The 25,395-nt window shown below is 63.6% G+C and carries 20 protein-coding genes; 9 read left to right on the top strand and 11 right to left on the bottom strand.

Translation table 11 applies throughout. The features are described from left to right. The first annotated feature begins 93 nt into the window (after positions 1-93). Entirely contained in the window at positions 94-1,071 is a 978-nt protein-coding gene (locus tag PJE01S_RS12070) for a tripartite tricarboxylate transporter substrate binding protein (RefSeq protein WP_245660743.1), read from the top strand. Positions 1,072-1,084: 13 nt separating this feature from the next. Beyond that, positions 1,085-2,257, top strand: a complete 1,173-nt coding sequence (locus tag PJE01S_RS12065) for a M20 aminoacylase family protein (RefSeq protein WP_068833865.1) — start codon at positions 1,085-1,087, stop codon at positions 2,255-2,257. A 142-nt stretch (positions 2,258-2,399) separates the two neighbouring features. On the opposite strand, the gene PJE01S_RS12060 is transcribed toward PJE01S_RS12065, so the two are convergent. The 10 genes from PJE01S_RS12060 to PJE01S_RS12015 all read right to left on the bottom strand — a co-directional run bounded on the left by PJE01S_RS12060 (position 2,400) and on the right by PJE01S_RS12015 (position 15,126). Then, positions 2,400-3,494, bottom strand: coding sequence for an alkene reductase (locus PJE01S_RS12060; protein WP_068833864.1), 1,095 nt, complete (start codon positions 3,492-3,494; stop codon positions 2,400-2,402). Between the two features lie 70 nt (positions 3,495-3,564). Further along, positions 3,565-4,269, bottom strand: a complete 705-nt coding sequence (locus tag PJE01S_RS12055) for an SDR family oxidoreductase (protein WP_068833863.1) — start codon at positions 4,267-4,269, stop codon at positions 3,565-3,567. 86 nt (positions 4,270-4,355) lie between these two features. Next, a complete protein-coding gene (locus PJE01S_RS12050; protein WP_068833862.1) occupies positions 4,356-5,357 on the bottom strand; it encodes an NADP-dependent oxidoreductase in 1,002 nt (333 codons plus the stop codon). Positions 5,358-5,407: 50 nt separating this feature from the next. Continuing rightward, positions 5,408-6,262: an oxidoreductase gene (locus PJE01S_RS12045; protein WP_068833861.1), complete on the bottom strand. Its 855-nt coding sequence runs from the start codon at positions 6,260-6,262 to the stop codon at positions 5,408-5,410. A gap of 152 nt (positions 6,263-6,414) precedes the next feature. Then, positions 6,415-7,014 (bottom strand): TetR/AcrR family transcriptional regulator, encoded by a 600-nt coding sequence (locus PJE01S_RS12040; protein ID WP_068833860.1) that lies wholly within the window; start codon positions 7,012-7,014, stop codon positions 6,415-6,417. Between the two features lie 1,042 nt (positions 7,015-8,056). Continuing rightward, positions 8,057-10,261 carry a malate synthase G gene (locus PJE01S_RS12035; protein ID WP_068833859.1) on the bottom strand — a complete coding sequence of 735 codons (2,205 nt, stop codon included), beginning with the start codon at positions 10,259-10,261 and terminating at the stop codon, positions 8,057-8,059. A gap of 233 nt (positions 10,262-10,494) precedes the next feature. Then, positions 10,495-11,256, bottom strand: a complete 762-nt coding sequence (locus PJE01S_RS12030; RefSeq protein ID WP_157090309.1) for a haloacid dehalogenase type II — start codon at positions 11,254-11,256, stop codon at positions 10,495-10,497. A gap of 96 nt (positions 11,257-11,352) precedes the next feature. Further along, positions 11,353-12,768, bottom strand: coding sequence for a sigma-54-dependent transcriptional regulator (locus tag PJE01S_RS12025; RefSeq protein WP_068833858.1), 1,416 nt, complete (start codon positions 12,766-12,768; stop codon positions 11,353-11,355). After that, positions 12,746-14,185 carry a sensor histidine kinase gene (locus tag PJE01S_RS12020; RefSeq protein WP_169804379.1) on the bottom strand — a complete coding sequence of 480 codons (1,440 nt, stop codon included), beginning with the start codon at positions 14,183-14,185 and terminating at the stop codon, positions 12,746-12,748. The genes PJE01S_RS12025 and PJE01S_RS12020 overlap by 23 nt, the downstream gene beginning before the upstream one ends. Positions 14,186-14,376: 191 nt before the next feature. Beyond that, on the bottom strand, positions 14,377-15,126 hold the full coding sequence (locus PJE01S_RS12015) for an IclR family transcriptional regulator (RefSeq protein ID WP_068833856.1): 750 nt from the start codon (positions 15,124-15,126) through the stop codon (positions 14,377-14,379). Between the two features lie 111 nt (positions 15,127-15,237). Between PJE01S_RS12015 and PJE01S_RS12010 the strand changes: the two genes are divergently transcribed. From PJE01S_RS12010 to PJE01S_RS11980, 7 genes are all read left to right on the top strand, one after another. Then, the gene (locus tag PJE01S_RS12010) at positions 15,238-16,179 is read left to right on the top strand and encodes a hydroxymethylglutaryl-CoA lyase (RefSeq protein ID WP_068833855.1); all 942 of its coding nucleotides are present in this window, start codon (positions 15,238-15,240) and stop codon (positions 16,177-16,179) included. Between the two features lie 79 nt (positions 16,180-16,258). Next, positions 16,259-17,410 carry a CaiB/BaiF CoA transferase family protein gene (locus tag PJE01S_RS12005; RefSeq protein WP_068833912.1) on the top strand — a complete coding sequence of 384 codons (1,152 nt, stop codon included), beginning with the start codon at positions 16,259-16,261 and terminating at the stop codon, positions 17,408-17,410. A 63-nt stretch (positions 17,411-17,473) separates the two neighbouring features. Continuing rightward, a complete protein-coding gene (locus tag PJE01S_RS12000) occupies positions 17,474-18,457 on the top strand; it encodes a Bug family tripartite tricarboxylate transporter substrate binding protein (RefSeq protein ID WP_068833854.1) in 984 nt (327 codons plus the stop codon). A gap of 402 nt (positions 18,458-18,859) precedes the next feature. Beyond that, complete coding sequence (locus PJE01S_RS11995) at positions 18,860-19,624, top strand: SDR family NAD(P)-dependent oxidoreductase (RefSeq protein ID WP_068833853.1); 765 nt, start codon at positions 18,860-18,862, stop codon at positions 19,622-19,624. Between the two features lie 15 nt (positions 19,625-19,639). Next, the gene (locus PJE01S_RS11990) at positions 19,640-20,653 is read left to right on the top strand and encodes an AraC family transcriptional regulator (RefSeq protein WP_068833852.1); all 1,014 of its coding nucleotides are present in this window, start codon (positions 19,640-19,642) and stop codon (positions 20,651-20,653) included. After that, complete coding sequence (locus PJE01S_RS11985; RefSeq protein ID WP_068833851.1) at positions 20,650-21,309, top strand: NAD(P)H-binding protein; 660 nt, start codon at positions 20,650-20,652, stop codon at positions 21,307-21,309. Before PJE01S_RS11990 ends, PJE01S_RS11985 begins: the two co-directional genes overlap by 4 nt. Positions 21,310-21,977: 668 nt before the next feature. Beyond that, positions 21,978-24,737 (top strand): UPF0182 family membrane protein, encoded by a 2,760-nt coding sequence (locus tag PJE01S_RS11980; RefSeq protein WP_068833850.1) that lies wholly within the window; start codon positions 21,978-21,980, stop codon positions 24,735-24,737. A 156-nt stretch (positions 24,738-24,893) separates the two neighbouring features. Here PJE01S_RS11980 and PJE01S_RS11975 read toward each other — a convergent pair whose 3' ends face one another. Next, a complete protein-coding gene (locus tag PJE01S_RS11975; RefSeq protein ID WP_068833849.1) occupies positions 24,894-25,388 on the bottom strand; it encodes a hypothetical protein in 495 nt (164 codons plus the stop codon). Between the last annotated feature and the right edge of the window lie 7 nt (positions 25,389-25,395).

The following is a 25,395-nucleotide window of genomic DNA, read 5'->3' as shown; positions in this document are numbered from 1 at the left end:
ACAAAAATTATGCATTAGACAAATACACCGGGGGTTTCTATATTTGCGTGCATCACCCATCCAACCCTCATCCACTGTTTGACAGGAGACAACGTGAACGCACCATTCGCATTGACCAGGAAACTCGGCACGCTGCTGGCGGGCCTGCTGCTGGCCGGCGCCGCGACGGCGGCCGATCCCTACCCGTCCAGGCCGGTCACCCTGATGGTGCCCTACCCCGCGGGCGGCCTGTCGGACTCGATTGCGCGCGCCATCAGCGTGCCGCTGGGCAAGGCGCTGGGCCAGCCGGTCATCGTGGACAACCTCGGCGGGGTCAGCGGTGCGCTGGCCGCGCAAAAGGTGCTCAAGGCCCCGGCCGACGGCTACATGCTTTTCCTCGGCTCGCCGAATGAGGTGATCCTGTCGCCGCTGGCCAATGCCGCGGTCAAGCTGCGCGCCGAAGACTTCAGGCTGCTGACCCAGCTCACCGTCAACCCGCTGGTCATGGTGGCGCGCAAGGACCTGCCGGCCAACTCGATTGACGAGATCGTGGCGCTGGGCAAAAGCGCCGGCGGCAAGGGCCTGACCTACGGCAGCGTGGGTGTGGGCTCCATGTACCACCTGGTGACCGAAAGCATGGCGCAGCAGACCGGCATCAAGCTCACCCATGTGCCGTACAAGGGCGGCGCCCCGCTGCTGCAGGACATGGGCGGCGGCAATGTGGACATCGCCATCCTTCCTTATGCCACCAACTACCGCGGCATCGTGAAGCTCGTGGGCTGGGTCGGCGACCAGCGCAGCAAGCTCGACAGCAGCATCCCCGCCTTTGGCGAAGGCAAGGTGCTGAAGAATTTCAATCAGCAGATCTGGGCCGGCATCCTGGTCAAAACGGGCACGCCGGAGGATGTGGCGGTGCGCCTGCACAAGGCCCTGGCCGAGGTGATGCAGGACGCCGAGGTGCGCAAGCTGCTGGAGGCGACCGGCTCGGAAGTCGCCAAAACCACCAGCCTGGGCGAGGCCAGCAAGCTGCTGGAGGCCGAAACCGCCAAGTTCCGCGCCATGGCCAAAAGCATCAACCTGCAGCCGCAGTAAGAGGGCCACCATCATGAGCGCTGTACTTGATGCCCTGAACGCGCAGGCCGATGAATTCATTGCGGTGCGGCGCGACATCCACCGCCACCCCGAGCTGGGTTTCCAGGAGCACCGCACCAGCGACCTCGTCGCCGAGCGGCTTGCGCAATGGGGTTATGCGGTGGAACGCGGCCTGGGCGGCACCGGCCTGGTCGGGCAGCTGAGGCGCGGCAGCGGCCCCAAACGGCTGGGCTTGCGCGGTGAAATGGACGCGCTGCCGATTGCCGAAGCCACCGGGCTCGGGCACGCGAGCTGCCACGCCGGCGTGATGCACGCCTGCGGCCACGACGGCCACACGGTCATGGTGCTGGCCGCGGCCAAGTACCTGGCCGAGAAAGGCGAGTTCAACGGGACGCTCAACCTGATCTTCCAGCCCGCCGAGGAAGGCTTGGGCGGCGCCAGGAAGATGATGGAAGACGGCTTGTTTACCAAGTACCCGTGCGACGCGATCTTTGCGATGCACAACATGCCCGGCCACCCGCAGGGCCGGCTGCTGCTGCGCGATGGCGCGGCCATGGCCTCGTCCGACAATGTGAGCATCACCCTCGATGGCACTGGCGGCCATGGCGCGCTGCCGCACCGCGCGGTCGACCCCGTGGTGGCGGCGGCCAGTATCGTGATGGCGCTGCAGACCATTGTGTCGCGCAACGTCGACCCGCTGCAGACGGCCGTGGTCAGCGTGGGCGCGCTCAACGCCGGCAAGGCCGGCAACGTGATCCCGCAAACCGCGAGCCTGCAGCTCAGCGTGCGCTCGCTCGACCGGGAAGTGCGCGAGTTGCTGGAGCAGCGCATCAAGGCGCTGGTCCACGCGCAGGCCGAGAGCTTTGGCGTGCGCGCGAGCATCGACTACCGGCGCGGCTACCCGGTGCTGGTGAATACCCCGGCCGAGACCGACTTTGCCCGTCAGGTGGCGCTGGAGCTGCTGGGCGCGGATCGCGTGGAGCTGCATGCCCGCCCGCTGACCGCCAGCGAAGACTTCGCCTTCATGCTCGAGCAGGTGCCCGGCAGCTACCTGCTGATCGGCAACGGCGATGGCGACAGCGCTGGCGCCTGCATGGTGCACAACCCGGGCTATGACTTCAACGACGCCAACCTGCCCATAGGCGCGGCTTACTGGGCGCTGCTGGCGCAACGCTTCCTGGTCTAAGGCCGCCACAGTGCCATGTGTCGCCGGAACCATATCTGTTCCGCGCTGAGAAACATAACTGTGCCGCCAACAATCAGCTGTGGCGCGCAGCCGCAAGGCTAGGACAGCCGGCGCGAAGTAGCCTCACCGCGGTGTGGTCCGCTCATCCCGGCACACTGGATTGTTGCGCAAGGGTCGGATAGTCGGTGTAGCCCTTTGGGCTGGGCGTGTAGAACGTCGCCATGTCTACGGCATTCAGCGCCGCTTCGGCCCGCATGCGCTCCACCAGGTCGGGATTGGCGAGGAACGGGCGGGCGAAGGCGATGAGGTCTGCTTCGCCTGCCTTGAGCGCACTTTCCGCACCGGCACGATCGAAGCCACCGGCAAGGATGAACAAGCCCTGGAACGCAGCGCGAAGCCGAAACTTCAACTCGGCAGGCACCGGCGGCGCGCCCATCGCCGAGTGATCCAGTAGGTGGATGTACAGCAAGCCCAGCTGCGAGAGTTCCTGGGTGAGCGCCACGTACTGAGCCTCGACGTCGGGGTAGGCGCCCGTGCTGTTGAACACGCCGTAGGGCGACAGCCGGATCGCGACGCGATGGGCGCCGATGGTGGCGGCCGTGGCGCGGGCGACCTCGAGCGCAAAGCGATTGCGGCCGTTGATACCGCCGCCGTAGGCGTCGGTGCGCTGGTTCACATTGGCGTTCAGGAACTGCTCGATCAGATAGCCGTTCGCGGCATGCAGCTCGACGCCGTCGAATCCCGCTTCGATGGCGAGCTGGGCCGACTTGGCGTACTCCAGGGCGGCGTGGGCGATGTCGGTTGCGGTCATCGCCCGAGGGGCGCTGTGCGGCAGCATGCCCTTTGAGTCGGTGTACATCTCGCCGGGGCAGACATCGGCCATCGGCCCGACCACTTCCGCACCCGCTGGCAGGTTGGCCGCATGCGTCACGCGACCAGTATGCATCAGTTGCACGAAGATCTTGCCACCATTGGCGTGGACCGCATCGGTGACCGCCTTCCATCCGCGCACCTGCGCGTCGTTCAAGAGCCCCGGGATGCGCGCGTAGCCCAAGCCGTTCGGCGACGGCGAGGTACCCTCGGTGATGATCAGGCCGGCCGTTGCACGCTGGCCGTAGTACTCGGCCATCAATGCGTTGGGTGTGTTGGCATCGACGGCGCGACTGCGCGTCATTGGCGCCATGACGGCGCGGTTGGCGAGTTGAATCGAAGGTGTGACGAGAGGTTCGAAGAGCATGGTGATCCTTGGCTGAATGCGGGGCGCGGGGGCCCCAGTTGTTGGCTGGCGATCCAGTCAAGTTTCGGGTTCAGGACGCCTGCGGAAGGTAGCTGGGCCTCGCCGCCGTCATCCCGTGCTTGACCTGCAGAGTGCGTTCATCCGCCAGCACCTCTTCGAGGCCCGCTTCGAGTCCGTCGAGCGCACGCTTGACGATTTCCTCGGGGCTGGACTTCGGCACATCGAACCCGCGCGTGAGATCGGTATCGACGTAGGCCATGTGCAGCGCCAGCACTTGAGTCTTCTGCGCCGCCAATTCGTTGCGCAGGGCATTGGTGAGCGACCAGGCCGCGGACTTGCTTGCCGAATAGGCTGCCAACTCGCCGCCGTTCACCCACGAGGCGACCGACAAGACGTTGAGCAAGGCACCGCCGCCGTTGCCTTTGAGGATAGGCGCGAAGGCCTTGCTCATGCGCAACACGGCGAAGAAGTTGGTCTCGAAGATGCGCCGTGCGGTGTCTTCGCTATCGACTGCGAGAAAACCTCCCGGCTGGGCAATGCCGGCATTGTTGATCACCAGCGTGACATCCGGCGCCAGCGCTGCGGCGGCCGCCACCTCTTCCGACTTGGTGACGTCGAGTCGCAGGGCTTGAACACCGGTTAGGGTGACGGTTGCGGGGTCGCGTGCGGCCGCGTAGACCTTGCGGGCTCCGCGGGCGAGCAGCTCGCGCGCGAATGCCAGGCCGATGCCGCGATTGGCACCCGTGACGAGGGCAACAGAATTTTCGATTTTCATAGGAATCTCCAAAGAGGGGGACAAACAGATTCAGCTGCCGGCTTTCAGGTCTTCCAGGTCCTCCAGCCGCACTGACACGAACAAACTCACTTGATCTTGACGACGACCTTGCCTTTTGCGCGGCCAGCTTCGACGTAGGCCATGGCCTCGTTGGTTGATTCGAACGGGAAGACCCGGTCCATCACGGGGCGGATGACGCCAGCGTCAAAGAGACGGGTGATCTCGCGCAGTTGGCTCCCGTTCGCCCTCATGAAGAGGAACGAGAAGCTGACCCCGCGGCTCTTTGCCTTGCGTCTGATGCCTGAACTCAGCAGCCGCATGACCAGTTTCACGAACCCGGGGGCCCCGCTTTCCTTGCCGAATTCGGGATCAGGCGGGCCGGAGATGGAGATGAGTTTCCCGCCGCTCTTAAGCACGCGGAGGGATTTTGCGAGCGTCTTGCCGTCCTGGCTGTTCAGGACCACGTCGTAGTCGCGCAAGACATCCTCAAAGTCCTGCGTCTTGTAGTCGATGACGACGTCCGCGCCCAGGCTCTTCACGAGCGCGACGTTGGTCGTGCTCGTCGTCGTGGCGACGGTTGCGCCCAGATGCTTGGCCAACTGGATGGCAAAAGTGCCTACGCCGCCGGAGCCAGCCTGGATGAAGACCTTCTGCTCCTTCTGCAGGTTGGCTTTTTCGACCAGTGCCTGCCAGGCCGTCAAAGCCACCAGGGGAATAGAAGCGGCTTCTTCCATCGTGAGACCCTTGGGCTTGAGTGCGAGGGAGTCCTCCTTGACCGGGACGAATTCAGCGAACGTACCAATCCGAAAATCATCCGGCCGCGCATAGACCTCATCGCCCAGCTTGAACTGCCGCACGCGAGGGCCGACCTTGACGACCACCCCAGCAACGTCGTGGCCCAGGATGAGAGGCAGGCGATAGGGCAGGATGAGCTTGAACTCTCCATTCCGGATCTTGGAGTCCAGCAGGTTCACGCCAGCGGCATGGACCTGGACCAAGACCTCGCCGTCACGCAGCTCCGGCTCTGGCATGTCGGCCAAGCGCAGCGCGCGCTTTTTTCCATATCGCTGGAGAATAAATGCTTTCATGTTTTCCTTATTCTTGGCGTACCCAGGTTCTCCTGAGTCAACGACTTGAACTACTTCTCAAGAACCGGAGTGCGAGGCCGCGACACCGTCGAAGCGTCGAGCTGCAGATTCTTTCGAATCCCGGCATCCACCAATCCGGCAGGCGCAAATCTGCGAAGCCATCGCAGACCGCCCGCGCGGACACCGGCTGGGTATCGGAGTTTCGGGCGGGCTGCGAGGGCAGCTTTCAGGACGGCGTCGGCCACAACACCAGGCTTGTCTCCAGCCTCGACGAGCTCCTTCATCTTCTGGGTCACGGCCGCACGGACCTCGCGATACTCATCGAGCTTAGCGTCGGGTTCCAGCAAGTTCGCGTCGAACTGCGTGTTCGTGTTCGCAGGCTCGATGACCGAGACCCGGATGCCCCTGGTGCGCAGCTCATGGTCGAGCGATTCCGAATAACCTTCTATCGCGTGTTTGCTTGCGGCATAGAGCGCCATGTACGGCATGGGCAAGAAACCAAACACTGAGCCGATGTTGATGATGCGACCACTCCCCTGGCGTCGCATATGCGGCACGACGGCCCGGATCATCCGCACCATCCCGAAGAAGTTCGTATCGAAGATCGACTGGGCCTGCTCGATCGAGTTCTCTTCCGCACCGGCTGCAGCGACCCCGAAGCCGGCGTTGTTGACGAGAAGGTCGATGCGGCCTTCCAACTGCATCAGCTTCTGGACCGCGGCTTCGACCGATTCGTCCTGGGTCACATCCAGGGGCAAGATATCGAACGATCGTTGACCCGGCTGGCCGCCGCGCCTGCTGGTGCCGTACACCTTGTAGCCGGCCTTCGAAAGCCGCTGCGCAGTTGCTTCGCCGATGCCCGAGGAGGCCCCCGTAACGAGGGCAACTTTGTTTTCCATGTTCATGGCGTTTCTCCTTCAGCATGTGGGATTCGGGACTCGTCGGCATGCGCGGTGCATTGCCGGACAGAAGGGCTCACCTGACAGGCTGCATGTTGATTTCGCATGATATTTATCATATGTTTAGGCGAACGAAAGGGCGGTGTGTCTCAGGGGATTCAGGCGGGGGGCAGGTGCTTCAATGCGGCCGCGCACAGGCTGTCCGATAGCGCGGGCTCGTCGACTGCACGCGCTAACAGCAATGTGCCCACCATGGTGGCGACGGTCACGAGGGCGCGTTCGTGGGCACCGGGCTGCCCCCAGTCAGGCGACTGGCGGGCGACAAGATCGATCATTTCCTTGATATGCCGGGTGGTCACCCGGCGTACCTCGGGCGCCTGGCGCGCCGTCTCCGAGCCCAGCGCGGCCAGGGGACATCCCATTTCAATCTGCTCCAGGTGCTCCCGCGAGAGGTAGGTGCGAAGTACGGATGCCAAAGCCTGCTCGGGGGACACGCTGGCGACAACCTTCGCCACCACGGCGGCCGACTCCGCGCACGCCCGACTCGCGGCTTCCGCCAGCATGGCCTCGCGCGACGTGAAATGGGCGTAAAAGGCGCCATGGGTCAGGCCTGCCTCCTTCATGATGTCGGCGACTCCGGTACCGTCGTAGCCGCTACGACGGATCGCCCTCGCAGCGGCGGACACGATGCGCTCGTGTGAGGCTTCCTTGGCCGCCGTTCTGACATTGTGCTTTGTGTTTCGCATGATGTTTATCATACACGTTTTCGCAGAACACGTGCTGTGATGTTTTTGGCAATGCCGACAGTCGGCACCGCGCAAACGCAACGGGCATTCAACCTGCAAAAGTATGGTGCCGGGTGGCGCCTATGCGTTCCACCAACAGGACGCAGAGCGCCAAATGCCTCGCTCTCCAATGCCTGGACGCTCTTGGGTTGCCGCGTCAGCCACTGCATGCATCTGGCTCGGGCGTTGGAGGGCGCTAAGGCGGCCTTGGGCCACAACGACAACTGCCGCCGGTAGAGGCCGCATACTGTCCATGGCCTCTGCTCAGGCCATTCATGAATGCCGGCCCAAAGGGGGCGCATCCGCTGCGTCTCGCCCCAGTGCAACGATGCCCTTGCGGTCGGGTTGCCCGAACGAGGCCGTGTTTTGAAAACGCGAACACAAGAGTTCGTCGGCAAGCGCGCAGCACACTGTGCGATGAATTCGGGTCATTGTTGTCTGAATGACCTGCCGAGTGACTGCCCCGAATGCAGTGCTAGTCCAAGCGGAGCCGGCATAAACTGACATTGACCAGCGCATAGCCAGCCAGTTTCAGTTGAGGCGTATGCGCGGGTCCTCCTACGGTTCCGGCGAAGTTTGCTTCCGGCGGCCACCTATGCTTGCCGCGTCAATTTGCTGGTCAAGCTACCCAATCAACGCCTGTGCGGTCAAGATTGGGCTCTAAAAACGCTGGAAGCAATTCTGTGCCGGAAGTCGCATAAGCGTTCCGCTCAGCAAACTCAGCGTGGTCAAACATGAGCATCTTCAGCATTTCAAGGCGACAAATTGCACATTGAATGCTCAAAAACAGGCAAGTTCTACTACCCGCTGTGAGAAGGGATAAGCGTTCCGCCCTGAAAAGGAAGAATAAGCGTTCCGAAGCGGCACACTTATGCTTCCGGCGACACCAAGAAAGAAAACGGCGCCCGAGGCGCCGTTTATTTTTCACCATATCTGCAGGTTAAACCGGCCGCTAGCCCTTGTCGGTACTGTGCAAATAGCTATCAAATCTATAGCGATTAAGGGCTGGCCCCGTTCAGGCCGCGCCTGCCTTGACCTTCAGGCGCCAGGCATGCAGCAGCGGCTCGGTGTAGCCGCTGGGCTGTTCCAGGCCCTTGAACACCAGGTCGCAGGCGGCCTTGTAGGCGGCCGAGGTGTCGAAGTGGCCGGCCATGGGTTTGTACAGCGCATCGCCGGCATTCTGGCCATCGACCACGGCGGCCATGCGCTCGAAGGTTTCGCGCACCTGTGTTTCCATCACCACGCCGTGGTGCAGCCAGTTGGCGATGTGCTGGCTGCTGATGCGCAAGGTGGCGCGGTCTTCCATGAGGGCGACGTTGTGGATATCGGGTACCTTGGAGCAGCCGATGCCTTGGTCGACCCAGCGCACCACATAGCCCAGAATGCCCTGGGCGTTGTTGTCGAGTTCCTGCTGTTTTTCGGCGGCGCTCCAGTTCGGCGTGGCCGTGACCGGGATTTGCAGCAGCGCGTTCAGGAGCTTGTCGCGCTCGGCGTTGGCGTCTATCTTTTCCAGTTCCTTTTGCACATCGGACACCAGCACCTGGTGGTAGTGCAGCGCATGCAGCGTGGCGGCGGTGGGCGAGGGCACCCAGGCGGTGTTGGCCCCGGCCTTGGGGTGGGCGATCTTTTGCTCCAGCATGGCGGCCATCAGGTCGGGCATGGCCCACATGCCCTTGCCGATTTGCGCCTTGCCGCGCAGGCCGCAGGAGAGGCCGACCAGCACATTGTTTTTCTCGTAAGCGCCAATCCAGGTGCTGGTCTTCATGTCGCCCTTGCGGATCATGGGGCCGGCCTGCATGGCGCTGTGCATCTCGTCGCCGGTGCGGTCCAGGAAACCGGTGTTGATGAAGGCCACGCGGGCGCCGGCTTCGGCGATGCAGGCCTTCAGGTTGACGCTGGTGCGGCGCTCTTCGTCCATGATGCCCAGCTTCACGGTGTTGGCGGGCAGGCCCAGCAGCGCTTCGACGCGGCTGAACAGTGCCGACGCAAAGGCGACTTCTTTGGGGCCATGCATCTTGGGCTTGACGATGTAGATGGAGCCGGTGCGCGAGTTCTTGATGCCGGGCCGGCCCTGGCGCTTCAGGTCGTGCAGGGCAATGGTCACGGTGATGACCGCATCCATGATGCCTTCGGGAATCTCCTTGCCGCCTTCATAGAGGATGGCCGGGTTGGTCATCAGGTGGCCGACATTGCGCACAAACATCAGCGAGCGCCCATGCAGTGAAACCGGCTGGCCATCAGCGCCCGTGTACTCGCGGTCCGGGTTCAGGCCGCGGGTAAAGGTCTTGCCGCCCTTGCTGACCTGCTCGGTCAGCGTGCCCTGCAAAATGCCCAGCCAGTTGCCGTAGGCCAGCACCTTGTCTTCGGCATCCACCACGGCCACCGAGTCTTCCAGGTCGAGGATGGTGGACAGGGCCGATTCCAGCACCACATCGCTGATACCGGCTGCATCGCTCTGGCCGATGGCGGTGCTGCGGTCTATCCGGATGTCGATGTGCAGGCCGTTGTGCCGCAGCAGCACCGACGAGGGCGCGGCGGCATCGCCCTGGTAGCCGGCCAGCTGGCTGGCGTCGGCCAGGCCGGTGCCGCCGGTCTTGAGGGCCACCACCAGCTTGCCGCCTTCGATGCGGTAGCCGGTCGCATCCTTGTGCGAACCGGAGGCCAGCGCCGCGGCCTGGTCGAGGAAATTGCGCGCGAATTCAATCACCTTGGCGCCGCGCACCGGGTTGTAGCCCTTGCCTTTTTCGGCGCCGCCGGTTTCCGCGATGGCGTCGGTGCCGTAGAGTGCGTCATAGAGCGAGCCCCAGCGTGCATTGGCGGCATTGAGCGCGTAGCGCGCATTGAGCACCGGCACCACGAGTTGCGGGCCGGCCTGCACCGCCAGCTCCGCATCGACGTTGGCCGTGGTGGTCTTCACGTTCGCGGGCTGCGGCACGAGGTAGCCGATTTTTTCCAGAAAGGCGCGGTAGGCCGGCATGTCGGCGATGGGGCCGGGGTGGGCTTGGTGCCAGTTGTCCAGTTCCATCTGGAGGCGGTCGCGTTCGGCCAGCAGGGCGACGTTCTGCGGCGCCAGGTCGGCCACGATGGCGTCAAAGCCCGTCCAGAAGGCCTCGCTGGCCACGCCGGTGCCGGGCAGCACCTTGTCTTCAATGAAGCGATAGAGTTCGCTCGCCACCTGAAGGCGGTGGCGGGTGATGCGGGCGGTGGCTTGGGTGGTCATGGCGGGCTTCCTTTTGAAAAATAAACGGTGGATGAAAAGTTGTCAGTACTGAGGCGAATCGGTGCCTGTCGCGTGATGAAGGGCGGGCTGGTTCAGCCCAGCGTTTGGTAAAAATAGCAAACCGTCAGGGCGCCGCCCACGGCAATCACGACGCGGCGCAGCCAGGGCCCCCGGATGTTGCGCGCCATGCGCGCAACCGCCCAGGCTGGCGGTCAGCAGCATGTCCACGGGCGTCATGCCGGCGCTCCCGGCAAGGAGGAAGGCGCCAGCCCCGGCAGCGAGAGCACCGCGCTCAGCTTGTGGCCGGTGTGTGTGGGCGGTGTCCCCAATTCTTCAAAGGGCGACTGGTCGCGGTTGACCCAGAGGGTTTGGTAGCCGAACCAGGTGGCCGCCAGCGCATCCCAGCTGTTGCTGCTCACAAAGACAATTTGCCTGGCGTCCAGGCCGGTGGCCTGCAGGCCCAGCGCATAGGCGTCTGGATGGGTTTTGTATTTGCGGATGCCGTCCACGCTGATCACATGGTCCAGCAGGCCCTCCAGCCCGGCGGATTTGACGGCCACGGCCAGCATGGACGGGTCGCCATTGGACAGGATGCCGGTGACGATGCCGCGCTCCTTGAGCGCCTGCAGCACCGCGCGGTTTTCAGGGAAGGCCGACAGGTGCCGGTACTGGCTCATGAGTCGCTCGACTTTGGCATCAAATCCGCCTGTAGCCCAGGCAGAACGGGCGCTGATGACTATCTTTTTGATAGCGTAAACCAGCGCGGCGCGGGTCAGCTCCCAGAACGGCCGGTAATGCGCGCCATGGTTGCTGGTGGTGACCAGCCTTGTGTACTCGATCTGCTTGTCGCGCCACAGCACGCTCAAGGCCTGGCCTTGACCCGGAAACAGTTGCTCCGCCAGCAGGCCCACGCTGTACACGTCGAACAGCGTGCCATAGGCGTCAAACAGCACGGCGCGTAGAGGGGCCGGCGAGCTCATGCGGGGCTTTTCCATCCCGCTACTTTATTTGATACCTATTGGAAAATTAATTAATAGAAACGTCTTTTATACGTGACAAAAATGCATGTAATCGGTGGCCATGGAGGCGGCTCATCGGAGCGCTCCATGCTCGGATTCCGGTTCGGGCGGGCGCTCCAGCCCGTGCTTGTCCATGCGGTAGCGCAGGGTGTCGCGACTGATGTCGAGCTTGCGCGCGGCCCCCGCCACGTTCCAGCCGGTTTGCGTGAGGGCGCGTACCAGGTAGGCGCGCTCCAGTTCATCCAGCTGGGCCAGACCGGCGGGGCCGGCCGCCACCGGCAGCGGCGACACGATGGCTGCCGGCGTGGCGGTCAGGGCTAGATCCGAGGACGAGATGGACTCGCCCTGGCACAGCAGCACCGAGCGCTCTATCAGGTTGCGCAGCTCGCGCACATTGCCGGGCCACGAGTGCTGGCGCAGCGCGGCCTCGGCCGAGGCGTCGAGCTGCGGCGCGGGTTTGCCATAGCGCCGCGCCAGCTGGGAGACAAAGCGCTGGGCCAGCAGCCAGACGTCGTCGCCGCGGGCGCGCAGCGGCGGGATGTTGATCTGGAACACGCGCAGGCGGTAGAGCAGGTCGCTGCGGAACTTGCCGGCCTGCACCAGGGCGTCGAGGTCGCGGTTGGTGGCGGCGATGATGCGCACATTGACCTGGCGATCCTGCAGGGCGCCGAGCCGGCGCACGCGCAGGTTTTCCAGCACCCGCAGCAGCTTGGCCTGCAGCGCCAGATCGAGCTCGCCAATCTCGTCGAGCAGCAGGGTGCCGCCATCGGCCGCTTCGATCAGGCCTATCTTGCGCGCCTGGGCATCGGTGAACGCGCCCTTTTCATAACCGAACAGCTCGCCTTCCAGCAGTTGCGGGGGCAGCGCGGCGCAATTGATTTCGACAAAGGCGCCGGCCCCGCGCAGGCTCGCAAAATGGCAGGCGCGTGCCACCAGTTCCTTGCCGGAGCCGGTTTCACCCAGGATCAGGATGGGCGGCACGGGCGAGTGGTCGGCCGGCTCATGGGAGGCAATCGCGCGGACCAGCTCGCGCAGCGCGCGCATGGGCACAGACTCGCCGGCCAGCAGGTCCAGGCCCGAGGCATCGGCTTCGCGCCGCTGGTAGTAGTCGAGCACGCGCAGGCTGCCGGTTTCTGCCAGCGCGCGGTCCACCACGGCCCTCAGGTTGTTCAGCGACACCGGCTTGGTCAGCAGGTCGAACGAGCCGGCCTTCATGGCGTCGACCGCGATCGACACGCTGGCGTGGCCCGACACCATCACGGCGCGCACCTGTTCGTCGTTGCGGCGCAGCGCCCGTATCACCTCCAGCCCGTCCAGGCCCGGCAGCTGGTAGTCGACAATGGCCACGTCCGGCATCAGCCGCTGCGCCGCCTGGATGCCGGACGGTCCGTCATGCGCGATCTCGACCGTGTGATTCAGCTGCTGGAAGTAGCGCGCCATGTTTTTGGCCAGGGCCGGTTCGTCTTCAATAACCAACAGGGTTGCCATGGGGTGCTCCTTCCTTGGAGGGGACTTGCGGAACTTGGCTTGCCGGCCGGAGCGCCTCGGCGCGCGGCAGCAGGATCTCCACGCAGGTGCCGCAGGGTTGGGCCGCGCTCAGGCTGAGCGAGCCCTGCCATTGCTCCACCATGCGTTTGACCAGGGCGAGACCTATGCCCAGGCCGCCGCTCTTGGTGCTGAAAAAAGGCCGGAACAGGCGCTTGCGGACCTCGTCCGGAATGCCATGGCCGCTGTCGGTGAGGTGCAGGCCGGCCAGCCGGCCCTGCTCGCACCAGCTGACCCGCAGCTGGCCGCCCTCCGGCATGGCCTCGATGGCATTGGCCATCAGGCTCAGCAGGATTTGCCTCAGGATGGCGGGGTGGGCCAGCACGTGGCCGGGCGGCGTTAGCTCCACCGTGCCGCGGACCTGCCGGCGCGCCATCTCGCCGGCCATCTCGTCGAAGCAGGCGCTCACCAGCGGCCCGAGCGCGACCACTTCCGGCTGCAGCTGCGGTGCCTGCGCCACGCGCACCAGCTCGCTGATCCAGCGGTCGGCCCGCTCCACGGCACTGACGATGTCGCCGCAGTGTTCGCCGAGATCGGCCTGCGGCGTGCCGCTGTGCTCCAGCAGCTCGGCCGAGAGCCGGATCGACGCCAGCGGGTTGCGGATGTTGTGGGCCACTGCGCTCGCCAGTTCCACGGCCGAGGCCAGGCTCTGGGCTTCGGCCAGCTGCGCGTGCTGCCGGCGCAGGATGCGGTCGGCGCGGGCCACGATCCAGTACAGCGTGAGAAACAGGCCGCTGGCGCAGATGGCACAGGCCAGCCAGAGCTTGATCACCGCCAAGCGAATATCCGCGCTGAGCTGGGTCGGCTGCTTGTAGAGCTCCATCACGCCCAGCACCTGGGTCGAGCCCGGCTCCCGGAGCGGGATGTAGCTCTCGACAAAATAAGTGGCGTGCTGGTCCAGGCCTTGATGTTCGGCCTTGGGATCATGCTGGCCGATGACCCCGCTATGCACCACCAATTTGCCGGAGAGGGCTTCGTCGAGTTCGTCGTTGACCGGGAAACGCTGCCCCACGAGCGCCTTGTCGGTGGACCACAGCATGGTGCCGTCGGGCCGGTAGGCGTTGGCCCGGACCGGCTCGCGCACGGCGGCAATGTGCTCCATGGACCCCAGGAAGCGCTTGCGCAGTTCCGGGTCCTCGGGCGCCGCGAAATAGCGCGCGGAGCCGTCCGTGGTGAGCAGATTCTGGATGAAGTCCCGGTTGGCTTCGCCCTCGTGCTGCAATAGGCTCTGGGTCAGCAGGTTGGACAGCAGCCAGCCCAGGGACAGCGCGATGACGGTGATGATGCCCAGGCTGGCGATGGCAAAGCGGCGCCGCAGGTTCAGTGGCGGGCCCGGAAAAGCAGCAGTGCTGGCGTCCATGATTGCCCCCATTTGTGGGTCAAACCACCCAAAAGTGGGGGATTGGATTGGGTGTTTTAACCCATTTCCTGTTAATGAGATAGCGAATTTGTTGGGTTTTCATGGCAAACCTCACTTTCTGTGTCCCCGTGCCGGTCTGCCAAGCAATTCCCGGGCCTGTTACCGCGGGCCTGCTGCGCGGTGCAGTGTGCTCAGGGCGGCGCGGGCGTCATGCCTAGCTGGGTGCTCAGGGCTCGGGCCGCTTCCAGCACCTTCTTCACATGGCGCTCGTCGTAGCGCTCTGCCGGCATGGTCAGCGTCAGGGCGGCGGCCAGGCTGCCGTCGGCCTTGAACACCGGCGCGGAAATGCCGGCCACGCCCGCCAGGCGGTCACCCGTCGCCGAGAAATAGCCCTGCTCCCGGATGCGGGCGTAGAGGTTTTTGTCCCGGGCCGTGAGGGTCCCTGCCGGCTTGGCGCCAAAGGCCATCAACACCCGGCCGCCGGTGCCGCGGGCCAGGGGCAGCACGTCGCCGGCCTGGATGTGGTCGCGGATGGGTTGGGGCGAGTCCACGCGGTACAGGCACAACCTCGCGTCGCCCTGCGCCACATGGTAAGCGGCGCTTTCACGGGTGGCCGCCACCAGCGCCCGCAGCACCGGCAACACGACGCGGTCCAGGGAAAACGACGCGGCATACACGGCGTTGAGCCGCGCCACTTCGCTGCCCAGGCCGTAGCTGCCATCTTCCAGCCGCTGGATCAGCCGCGCATGTTCGAGCGAGGCCAGCAGGCGCAGCACGGTGCTTTTGTAAAGCTGGGTCCGGCTGGCCAGCTCGGCCAGGCTCAGGGACTGGTCCCCCTGGCGGAAGACCGCCAGCAGCGTCAGCGCGCGGTCAACGGCGGCGGCGCCACCGGGCGCGGCGTGGCTGTCGGCCAGGGATTCGATGTGGGCTTTGCGGGGCATGGGCATTCCTTGCGGTGATGCCTGCTGGCTTGACAAGCGGACAGGCCTCTGTGATTATTTCATTAGAAAGAACTTTGTTCTATCTTACAGAATTAATAAATCCTTGCAACCATGCTCAAACCTCCCGTGCCTCAAGTCCTGATCAGCGAGGTCGGCCCACGCGACGGCCTGCAATCCGTCAAGACCACCATGCCCACCGACTACAAGAAGCGCTGGATCACGGCCTTGTACGACGCGGGTCTGCGTGAAATCGAAGTCGCTTCCTTTGTGCCGGCCAAACTGCTGCCCCAGATGGCGGATGCGGCGGAGGTGGTGAGGCACGCCCTCACGCTGCCCGGTCTCACCGTCATGGCGCTGGTGCCCAATTTGCTTGGCGCGCAGGCCGCGCTGGCCGCCGGCGTGCACAAGCTCACCATGCCCGTGTCGGCCAGCGCCGCGCACTCGCTCGCCAACGTGCGCAAGACGCGCGAGGACATGGTCGAGGAGGTGCGTGCGATTGCCGGGCTGCGCCGCGAGATCGCGCCGCAGGTCAGCCTGGAGGCCGGCATATCGACCGCCTTCGGCTGCACCCTGCAGGGCGAAGTGCCGGAAGACGAGGTCATCCGGCTGGCCGTGCAATGCGTGGCGGCCGGCGCCGACGAATCGGGCCTGTCCGACACCGTCGGCTACGCCAATCCGGCGCAGGTGCGGCGTCTCTTCAGGCGGCTGCGCGCCGAGCTGGGCGAGCAGGCCGGCGCCGCCCACATGCACAACACGCGCGGCCTGGGCCTGGCCAATTGCCTGGCGGCCTACGAAGAGGGCGTGCGCACCTTCGATGCCTCCTTGGGCGGCCTGGGCGGTTGCCCCCACGCGCCGGGCGCCTCGGGCAATGTCGTCACCGAAGACCTGGTGTTCATGTTCGAGGCCATGGGTGTTGCGACCGGCGTCAACCTCGACCAACTCATGGCGGCGCGCGTGCCGCTCATCGCCGGCTTGCCGGGTGAGCCGGTTTACGGCATGACGCCCGAGGCCGGTCTTCCCAAGGGATTCGTTCAAGGAGCACCCCGTGTCTGAGTCCAAGCCCCAGTCTGCCGACGATGCCGGCGAGGCTCGCCTGCCTTATGCCGGCATCCGCGTCGTCGAATTCACCCACATGGTGATGGGCCCCACCTGCGGCCTGCTGCTGGCCGACCTGGGCGCCGAGGTCATCAAGGTCGAGCCCATCGAGGGCGACGGCACGCGGCACCTGCTGGGCTCGGGCGCTGGCTTTTTCCCGACCTTCAACCGCAACAAGAAAAGCATCGCGCTCGACCTCAAGCAGCCCGAAGGCGTGGAGGCGGCGCTGCGCCTGATTGCCACCGCCGACATCGTCAGCGAGAACTTCAAGCCCGGCACGATGAAGAAGCTGGGCCTGGATTACGAGACCCTGAAAAAGCTCAACCCGCGTCTCATCTATGTGAGCCACAAGGGTTTTCTGCCCGGTCCCTATGACCACCGCACGGCACTCGACGAGGTGGTGCAGATGATGGGCGGCCTGGCCTACATGACCGGTCGCGCAGGCGATCCGCTGCGCGCCGGCAGCAGCGTCAACGACATCATGGGCGGCATGTTCGGCGCGATCGGCGCGCTGGCCGCGCTGGCCGCACGCGACCATCCGACAAGAGGAACCGGCAAGGGCCAGGAAGTGCAGTCAGCCCTGTTCGAAAACAACGTGTTTCTGGTGGCGCAGCACATGATGCAGTACGCCGCCACCGGCAAGGCCGCCGACCCCATGCCCAGTCGCATCTCGGCCTGGGCGGTGTACGACGTGTTCACCGTGAGGGACGGCGAGCAGATCTTCCTGGCCGCCGTGAGCGACAAGCAGTGGGCGATCTTCTGCAAGGCCTTTGGCCTGGAGAGCATGCTGGCCGATTCGCGCCTGAAGTCCAACAACGACCGGGTGCGGGCCCGCGAATGGATGATGCCCATGCTGCGCGCCCACCTGGCGGGCTACAGCGCGGCCGAGCTCAGCGCCGTGTTCGAGCAGCACGAGCTGCCGTTTGCGCCTATCACCAAGCCGCAGGACCTGTTCGACGACCCGCATCTGTTGGCCACCGGCGGCCTGGCGCCCATCATCCTGCCCGATGGCCCCAGCGCAGGAAAAACAACCCCGACGGCATTGCTGCCCCTCACGCTGGGTGGCAGCCGCCCCGGTGTGCGCATGAACCCGCCCAGACTGGGCGAGCACACCCAGACCTTGCTGGCCGAGCTGGGGTACAGCGACGACGCCATTGCAAGGTTTCAATCCCGACAGATCACACGCTAAGCCATTACGCATTACGCATTACGTATCCCCAGCCCTACCACGAGACAAAGACGAGACAAACCCATGAAATTCCAACGACGCACACTGATCACCGCCGCCCTGATGAGCCTGACTGCTCTGGGCGGCGGTGCTGCCATGGCGCAGGCCGCCTGGCCCGACAAGCCCATACGCTTCATCGTGCCCTACACGCCGGGCGGCGGCACCGATGTGGTCACGCGCCATATCGCCAACACCATCACGCAGGACACCCAATGGGCCTTCCTGGTCGACAACAGGGCCGGCGGCGGTGGCAACATCGGCCTGGATGTCGTTGCCAAGTCCAGGGGCGATGGCTACACCATCGGCATGGGGCAGACGGCCAACCTGGCCATCAACCCGACGCTGCTGCCCGGCATGCCCTTCGATCCGGCGAAGGACCTGATACCGGTCGCCCTGGTGGCCGAGCAGCCCACCGTGATGGTGGTACGCGCCGATTCACCCTGGCGCACGCTGGCCGATGCGGTCAAGGCCGCCAAGGGCAAGCCCGGCGAGGTCAAGCAGGCCCTGGCCTCCACCGGCACCGTGGGCCACCTGGCCGGTGAAATGATGGCCCGCCGGGCCGGCATCAAGGTGCTCAACGTGCCTTACAAGGGAGCGGCCCCGGCCATCACCGACCTGCTCGGTGGCCAGACCGACTACATGTTCGCCACACCGCAGGCCGTGGTGGGCATGATCAAGGGCGGCAAGCTCCGCGCGCTGGCCGTGACGTCCAGCAGGCGCGTGGCGATCCTGTCCGAGGTGCCGACCGTCGCCGAGTCCGGCTACAAGGACTTTGAGGCGGTGGACTGGAAGGCCATTGTGGCGCCTGCAGGCACGCCGGCCGACGTGGTCAAGCGCCTGAACGCCGCCGTGGCGAAGGCCCTGACCCAGCCCGCCATGCTGGCCCAGCTGGCCGCGGAAGGCAGCACGCCCATGAGCGGCAATCCCGCGCAGGTTGCCGCCTACATCAAGGCCGAGCAGGCCGGATGGGGCAAGCTGATCCGCGAAGCCGGCATCAAGCAGGAGTGAGTGTGAAGCGCCTGCCGCCAACGCAGCGCCTTGCCGCATAGTTGCCGTAAAAAATAGAGCGTACTGCGCCCGTTGGCCGGGGGGATCTCAAGCCTGAAGCACAGCCCCTAAACCGGTCGGTCAATCCTTCCGACTCGGGTGTCTGCAGCGTTTGCGGGTACTCGCCAGCGGCAGCTTTCTGGATGCGTAACCGCAAGTTTCGGGGTGGCCGAATTGCAGCCGTTCATGACGGATCGCAATCGACCCAAAGCAGCCAATCGTCGCGTAGTTAATTGGCGCACTTTGCATATCATTGGGCGTCAAGTGCATATCTGCGCAACCTCAGATTTCCTAAAGTTCACCCATGCACCGAGAGCAAATCTCTGCATGACTACCAAGTGAAATTTCTAAAAGGAGTCTGTTATGTCCAACCAAGTCACATTAATCACAGGCGGCGCCTCAGGAATAGGGAAGGCGGTTGCCTTGAAGCTGGCCGCACAAGGTATCAATGTCGTCATCAGCGGTCGCCGCGACGATGTGGGGCAAGCCGCGTTGAGGGAAATCGCTGCAGTCGCTCATTCCGGCGCACAAGCCCGCTTCCTCCGCAACGATGTTACAGACGAAACTGCTGTCAAGGACATGGTGGCTCAGGTGGTGAACGAGTTCGGCCGCCTTGACATGGCGGTGAATAATGCAGGCATCTCCAATGAGATCAGCACCATCGACCAGTCGAACACGGACAACTTCCGCGCCATGCTGGATACCAATGTGCTGGGCGTGTATTTCTGCATGAAGTACGAGATCCAGCAGATGTTGAAGCAAGGCGGCGGCTCCATCGTCAATCTTGCGTCTATCGCTGGTCTCAATGGCATTCCTTGGGCCGGTGCTTATGCGGCCACCAAGCATGCGGTGGTTGGCCTTACAAAATCCTCGGCACTGGACCACGCCGCCCAAGGCGTTCGCATCAACGGCGTGGCGCCGGGTGCCACCAAGACCGATATCATCGCCAAGCAGCTCGACGGCAGCGACCCAAACTACAACGAGGCCAATATTTCGGCGATGCACCCCATGAACCGACTTGGTAAACCCGAAGAAATCGCCGACGCTATCTGCTGGCTGCTTTCACCCGCATCGAGCTACGTCACCGGCCACATCCTCAACGTGGACGGTGGTTTTCAGGCCAAGTAAACATTTGCTGCGCCTATGAACGACCACTTCAAAATACCTTCAGCCCTATGGGAAGGCATGCAGCGCGTTGGCCTGGCAAGGCATCAAGTGCTGGCCCACGCCAAGTTGTCCCTTCGGTTGGTGCAGGACGACGCGCCCATCAGCACCGCGCAGTTTTTTGCGCTATGGCGGGCCATGGTGGTCGTCAGCGGTGATCCGCACATTGGTTTGTGGATAGCAACCGAGTTGGATGGTGGCGTCATGCCGCCGTCGTTCCTTGCCGCCTACCACGCCCGCGACTACCGCGATGCCTTGCAACGTGTCGCACGCTTCAAACGTCTGTGCGCGCCCGAAGAAATTCGCATCGAAGAGCATGCAGACCACGCCAGCGTGCAATTGCACTGGCTGCACGCCGAGGAAGCCGAGCTACCTCCCGCATTGGTCGAGGCATCTTTGGCCTCCCTGATGGAATTGGGCCGGAGCGGCACAAGCGCGCCGCTCCATCCTGTTTTTGTCTCATTGACGCGCCCCAGCGAAGACCCTGTGGTACTTGAGCGCTACTTTGGTTGCCCGGTGCAGTTTGGCGCTGCGCACAACGGTATGACGTTGCGCGTTGCCGATCTGGCCAAACCTTTTGTGCAGTACAACAGCGAACTACTGCAAATACTGGATCAGGCTTTACAAACGCAGGTTGATGCCCAGGCCCATAGGGCCACGCTGAGCGAACAAATCCGCTGGATTTTGCGGAGAAGACTGACTGCAGGACGACCGGACATTCGGTCTATTGCCAGCGAGCTGGCGATGAGCGAGCGCTCTTTGCAGCGCCGACTGACGGAAGAAGGTGTGCGCTTTCAAGACCTGCTGAGCCAGAGTCGCCACCAGCTTGCACTGGAGTATCTGAGGGACCGACAGTTCTCACTGATCGAAGTCGCCTTCATGCTGGGGTATGAGGATCAGAACTCGTTTTTTCGAGCATTTCGGCAATGGGAGTTCCGCACGCCATCTGAATGGCGCGCCGATCACAAGGCAGACAGTGGAGTAAACACATGAAAGTCTTGATATTTGGCGCCACCGGCATGGTCGGGCAAGGCGTGTTGCGCGAGGCGTTACGCTCAGACGCCGTCACCACCGTGTGCACAGTAGGACGTAGTACCACTGGCATCAGGCATCCCAAATTGCGCGAAGTGCTTCACGGGAATTTACTGGACTTGTCGGCAGTAGAAGATCAACTGACAGATTTTGACGCCTGCTTCTTCTGCCTCGGCTCCTCGTCTGCCGGAGCAGACGAAACCACGTTCACACGCATCAACTACGACATGCCAGTGGCTGCCGGTCAGCAACTGGCGCGGTGGAACTCGGCCATGAAGTTTGTCTATGTATCGGGCGCTGGTACGGGCAGTAGCAATGCCATGTGGGCCAAAGTGAAGAAACGTACCGAAGATGCTCTGCTTGCAATGCCGTTTAAAGCCGCCTACATGTTTCGGCCCGGTGTGATTCAGCCTTTGCACGGCATTCGCTCCAAAACACCGCTCTACCATGCCTTCTATGTAGCGGCAGCGCCTTTGCTATCAGCCGCGCGGCGCTGGTTTCCCAGTGCAGTCGTAAGCACCGAGGAAATTGGTCAAGCCATGATTGCCGTTGTCGAGACTGGGTATGCCAAGCAAATCTTGGAGTCAGCAGATATTCGCTCCCTTTTAAACAGCTAATCCTTTGAAATACATGGCGGCCATGGTCTGCTTTTGGCTGGATTCTGCCCTACGCATGAGCGGCAGCTCTTGGCCGGTTGCGGGTGCAGCAATCATCGAAATCGGCGCCACATTGCCGACACCCAACCTGCCGATGTCAACGTCGGGTATGGAGCGAGCATTTCGGATAGTCCTATGTCGGCAGTCAGTCTTTGGACTAAACCGCTCGCGCGGTAGTTCGCCGCAAAGGCCCTGACGCCGGGTAAACATCGCGCCCCTGTCTATGTTGCCGATAGTCGGTGTCGGCTTATCGGCAACCCAATTGATTTCCGGTCAACGGTCGTTCATGACCGGCTCCTGACGACCCTCAACCGCCGTTCGATCCGGCGCCTCATCAGCGGCGACTTCCGAGGTCCAACGGCCATCCGTGAGTCCGCGACGGCCGGCACGTTCTCGGCCAAAGCTGACCTTCGGCGGCAGCTCGTTCAAACTTGCGGCAATGCCCGCTTCCCGGTTCACAGGGCTACAATCATTCATCTGGCGTTACCTAGCCCAAGGCATCGCCCGACTGCGCGCCGGCCATGAGCGTTGCATTGATACCCCGTTTAGCCACGCTCCTGGCAGATCAGCGGTGCGCAAATGGTCCGGTCACAGCCGGACATGGGTGACGGCCCCGCAAAGGAGGGGCGATGTGGTCGCAAGTGAGGTCCAGAGTGCGCTTGGGACGCAATGCAGTCACGGTTGCGGCCGTCGTCGTCGTCGGCCTGATCGTCGTCGGGCGCATCACTGGCGTCCTGGTCGACTGGCTGTGGTTTTCTTCGATCGGCTATATCGACGTTTTTTGGACGGTCCTTTCCGCCCAGGCGCTCCTGTTTGTCACCGTGTTCACCGCCTCGGCGGGCGCTATATGGGTGTCGGGGTTCCTGGCGCATCGTTACGCCAGGAGCCTCGGTATCTCGCAAGCGGGAGCGGACTTTTCTTCGGGTTCGCGGGAGGTCGTAAGCGAACTGGCCGACCGGGTCGCGTCGCGCATTCCTTGGCGCGCTGGCATCGCTTGCGGTGCCGCCCTCTTGGGGCTGGCTATCGCCGCCGGCGAGATCTCGAGCTGGGGCACTGCGCTTCGCTTCCTTCATCAGGTGCCCTTTGGCGAGCGCGATCCGATCTTCGGCAAGGACATCAGCTTCTATCTCTTCTCGCTGCCCGCCTACGTTGCGCTCAAGAACTGGCTGCTGCAGGTGCTCTTTTGCTGCACGGTCGTCGCAGGCGTGGTCTACGCGGTGCGCGGCGACATCGCGCTCGAGCAGTCGCCGCGTGGGCTCTCGCCCGCCGCCGCCGCTCATGGCTCAGCACTGCTCGGTTTGTTCTTTGTCCTGAAGGCCTGGTCCTATGGGCTTGACCGCTTTCTGCTGCTCTACGGCGACAATGGCGTCGTGGTCGGCGCCGGCTATACCGACGTACACGTCGAGCTGCCGGTCCTGTGGCTGCTCGTCGGCCTTGCCACTGCCGCATCCATCTCCTCGTGGGCCAATATGCGCTGGCGGAGCTATCGAATTCCTGCCGCCTCGTTGCTGCTGGTGTTCGGCAGCTCATTTGCGTTCGCCTTGATCTACCCGGCGCTGTTCCAGCGCTTCTACGTCAAGCCGAACGAGCTACAGCTGGAGGCGCCCTATATCGAGCACAATATCGCGCTGACGCGGGAGGCCTACGGTCTGGAGCGGATCGCGGTAAAACCGTTTCCGGCCGAGCAGGGGCTGAATCTCGCCTCGCTCCAGGCCAATCGCGCGACCATCGACAACGTCCGCCTGTGGGATGTGCAGCCGCTGATGGATACCTACGCGCAACTGCAGGAAATCAGGACCTACTACAAATTCCTCTCCGTGGACATCGACCGCTACCGGCTTGACGCTGGCTACCGGCAGGTGATGCTGTCGGCGCGCGAATTGGCGCCGGCGATGCTTCCGGCGAATGCCCATACGTGGGTGAACCTGCATCTCCTGTTCACCCACGGCAACGGCGTCGTGATGTCGCCGGTCACCGAGAAATCCACGGAAGGCTTACCTTCCCTTTTTCTTCAGGATATTCCGCCCGTCGCTAACGGCGGACCGACCATACACGAACCGCGCCTCTATTTCGGTCGAGGCGGTCAGGACTACGTCATCGTGAAGGGCGGCATTCCCGAATTCGACTACCCCAAGGGGACGGACAACGTCTACACCACATACAGCGGGCGCGACGGTGTCGCCATCGGCAGTGTGGCGCGACGCAGCCTCTTCGCCTGGGAGTTCGACGATCCCAACATCCTGCTTACCGGCTACATCACGGACGAGAGCCGGATCCTGCTCCACCGTAACATTCAGGACCGGGTGCGCACGATCGCCCCGTTCCTCCGCCTCGACCATGACCCCTATATCGTCGCGAGCGACGGGCGCCTTTTCTGGATGCAGGATGCCTATACGACCAGCCGCTGGTTCCCGTACGCCCAGCCAAGTATCGGCGGCGGCGCCAATTACATCCGCAACGCGGTCAAGGTGGTGATCGATGCGTATAACGGCACGGTCGACTTCTATGTCAGCGATCCTGCCGATCCGATCCTGCGGACGTACCAGCGCATCTTCCCGGGTCTGTTCAAGACCTTGAACGCGATGCCACAAGACCTGCAACAGCATATCCGCTACCCCGAGGATCTGTTCCTGATCCAGGCGCAACTCTACCGCGCCTACCATATGGATGCGCCGGAAGTCTTCTACAACCGCGAGGATCTCTGGGCGTTCCCCCGGGGATTGGCCGGCATCGATGGCGGGAATGCCCCCAGCATGCCGATGACGCCTTACTACATGATCATGCGGCTCCCTGGGGCGCCGCGCGCCGAGTTCGTGCTGATGCTGCCGATGGTGCCCAGCCAACGCGAGAATATGATTGCCTGGTTGGCGGCGCGTTGCGATCCGCCCGAGTACGGCAAGCTCATCGTCTACACCTTCCCCAAGGACAAGCTGGTCTTTGGGCCGTTCCAGATCGAGGCGCGCATCCAGCAGAATACCGAGATCTCGCAGCAGATCTCGCTGTGGAACCAGATGGGCTCGCGCGTCATCCGCGGCCACCTTCTGGTCGTGCCGATCGAGAACTCGATCCTCTACGTCTCCCCGCTCTACTTGCGCGCGGCGTCCGGTCAGTTGCCCGAGTTGAAGCGGGTGATCGCCGCCTACGGTGACCGTGTGGTGATGGAGGGGACCTTGGGCGAAGCCTTGGCGGCGCTCTTCAAGGAGACCGCCCCGGTGGCATCGCCGCCCCGGGGCACGGCGGACGTGCGCGCCCGCGAGGCACTCGCCCATTACGACCGCGCCATCGAGCGACTGAAGGCGGGAGATTGGAGCGGTTTCGGCTCGGAACTCGATGCTCTCCGTCCGCTGCTCGAGGCGCTCGGCGTCGGCCGTCCCGAGGATCAGAAGTGACCTGAGTGCAATGAAAAGGACGTCTCCTCAACCCAATGGGTCCAGAGTACGCGTTCCGCTTTCCGAAAGCGGACGTTGCCAGTTGATGGTTAGCACTTGGTCGCGAAGGTCCGCTCAGGCCGATAACCACACTTCATCGGTGCAGGGAGGGCCGAGCTACTTGAACTGCCAAGTCACCCTGTGTTCCACGACGATCGCGCCCAGACCCTGCCCGGGCGCGGGGAGTGGGCTACCGGTGAACGGCGCGGTGCCCGATATTCCTTTGTATTTGCCGGTGCCGCCGATCAGGGTGTGGACCCGGGCCCCGGCGTCGACCGTGATGAAAACTTTGTCGCCGTCGCCATCCGTCTCGGTACAGGCGCCGCTGCCTTTATCCTTGCCGCCCACGGCCTCGCGGTAGAAGAGGCAGCGCACCGACATGTTGTCGAAGAATTTTTGCCCCTCGGCATTTCGGGTGATTCCCACCAGTTCCAGCAGCGCTTCGGACCCTACCTCGCCCATGTCGAGGTTCGCCAAGGAATGGCTGGTGTAGTAGGTCACGTAGGTCGCAGTGCCTTGTTGCGGCATCTGGAGTTTGTCGGCGGCCCATGCAACTTGACTGAGAGACAGGGGTATGACTGCGGCAAGGGCAGCTGTAGCGAGCTTTTTCATTTCTTTT

This window comes from Polaromonas jejuensis NBRC 106434, assembly GCF_001598235.1.
GTDB lineage: Bacteria > Pseudomonadota > Gammaproteobacteria > Burkholderiales > Burkholderiaceae_C > Polaromonas > Polaromonas jejuensis.
Note: the sequence above shows the minus strand (reverse complement) of the source record. Positions and strands in the feature narration are given on the sequence as shown.

Coding starts and splice junctions, on each gene's coding strand:
- PJE01S_RS12065 (WP_068833865.1), top strand. CDS start 1,085: ATGAGCGCTGTACTTGATGCCCTGAACGCGCAGGCCGATGAATTCATT.
- PJE01S_RS12060 (WP_068833864.1), bottom strand. CDS start 3,494: ATGCTCTTCGAACCTCTCGTCACACCTTCGATTCAACTCGCCAACCGC.
- PJE01S_RS12055 (WP_068833863.1), bottom strand. CDS start 4,269: ATGAAAATCGAAAATTCTGTTGCCCTCGTCACGGGTGCCAATCGCGGC.
- PJE01S_RS12050 (WP_068833862.1), bottom strand. CDS start 5,357: ATGAAAGCATTTATTCTCCAGCGATATGGAAAAAAGCGCGCGCTGCGC.
- PJE01S_RS12045 (WP_068833861.1), bottom strand. CDS start 6,262: ATGAACATGGAAAACAAAGTTGCCCTCGTTACGGGGGCCTCCTCGGGC.
- PJE01S_RS12040 (WP_068833860.1), bottom strand. CDS start 7,014: ATGATAAACATCATGCGAAACACAAAGCACAATGTCAGAACGGCGGCC.
- PJE01S_RS12035 (WP_068833859.1), bottom strand. CDS start 10,261: ATGACCACCCAAGCCACCGCCCGCATCACCCGCCACCGCCTTCAGGTG.
- PJE01S_RS12030 (WP_157090309.1), bottom strand. CDS start 11,256: ATGGAAAAGCCCCGCATGAGCTCGCCGGCCCCTCTACGCGCCGTGCTG.
- PJE01S_RS12025 (WP_068833858.1), bottom strand. CDS start 12,768: ATGGCAACCCTGTTGGTTATTGAAGACGAACCGGCCCTGGCCAAAAAC.
- PJE01S_RS12020 (WP_169804379.1), bottom strand. CDS start 14,185: ATGGACGCCAGCACTGCTGCTTTTCCGGGCCCGCCACTGAACCTGCGG.
- PJE01S_RS12015 (WP_068833856.1), bottom strand. CDS start 15,126: ATGCCCCGCAAAGCCCACATCGAATCCCTGGCCGACAGCCACGCCGCG.
- PJE01S_RS12010 (WP_068833855.1), top strand. CDS start 15,238: ATGCTCAAACCTCCCGTGCCTCAAGTCCTGATCAGCGAGGTCGGCCCA.
- PJE01S_RS12005 (WP_068833912.1), top strand. CDS start 16,259: ATGGTGATGGGCCCCACCTGCGGCCTGCTGCTGGCCGACCTGGGCGCC.
- PJE01S_RS12000 (WP_068833854.1), top strand. CDS start 17,474: ATGAAATTCCAACGACGCACACTGATCACCGCCGCCCTGATGAGCCTG.
- PJE01S_RS11995 (WP_068833853.1), top strand. CDS start 18,860: ATGTCCAACCAAGTCACATTAATCACAGGCGGCGCCTCAGGAATAGGG.
- PJE01S_RS11990 (WP_068833852.1), top strand. CDS start 19,640: ATGAACGACCACTTCAAAATACCTTCAGCCCTATGGGAAGGCATGCAG.
- PJE01S_RS11985 (WP_068833851.1), top strand. CDS start 20,650: ATGAAAGTCTTGATATTTGGCGCCACCGGCATGGTCGGGCAAGGCGTG.
- PJE01S_RS11980 (WP_068833850.1), top strand. CDS start 21,978: ATGTGGTCGCAAGTGAGGTCCAGAGTGCGCTTGGGACGCAATGCAGTC.
- PJE01S_RS11975 (WP_068833849.1), bottom strand. CDS start 25,388: ATGAAAAAGCTCGCTACAGCTGCCCTTGCCGCAGTCATACCCCTGTCT.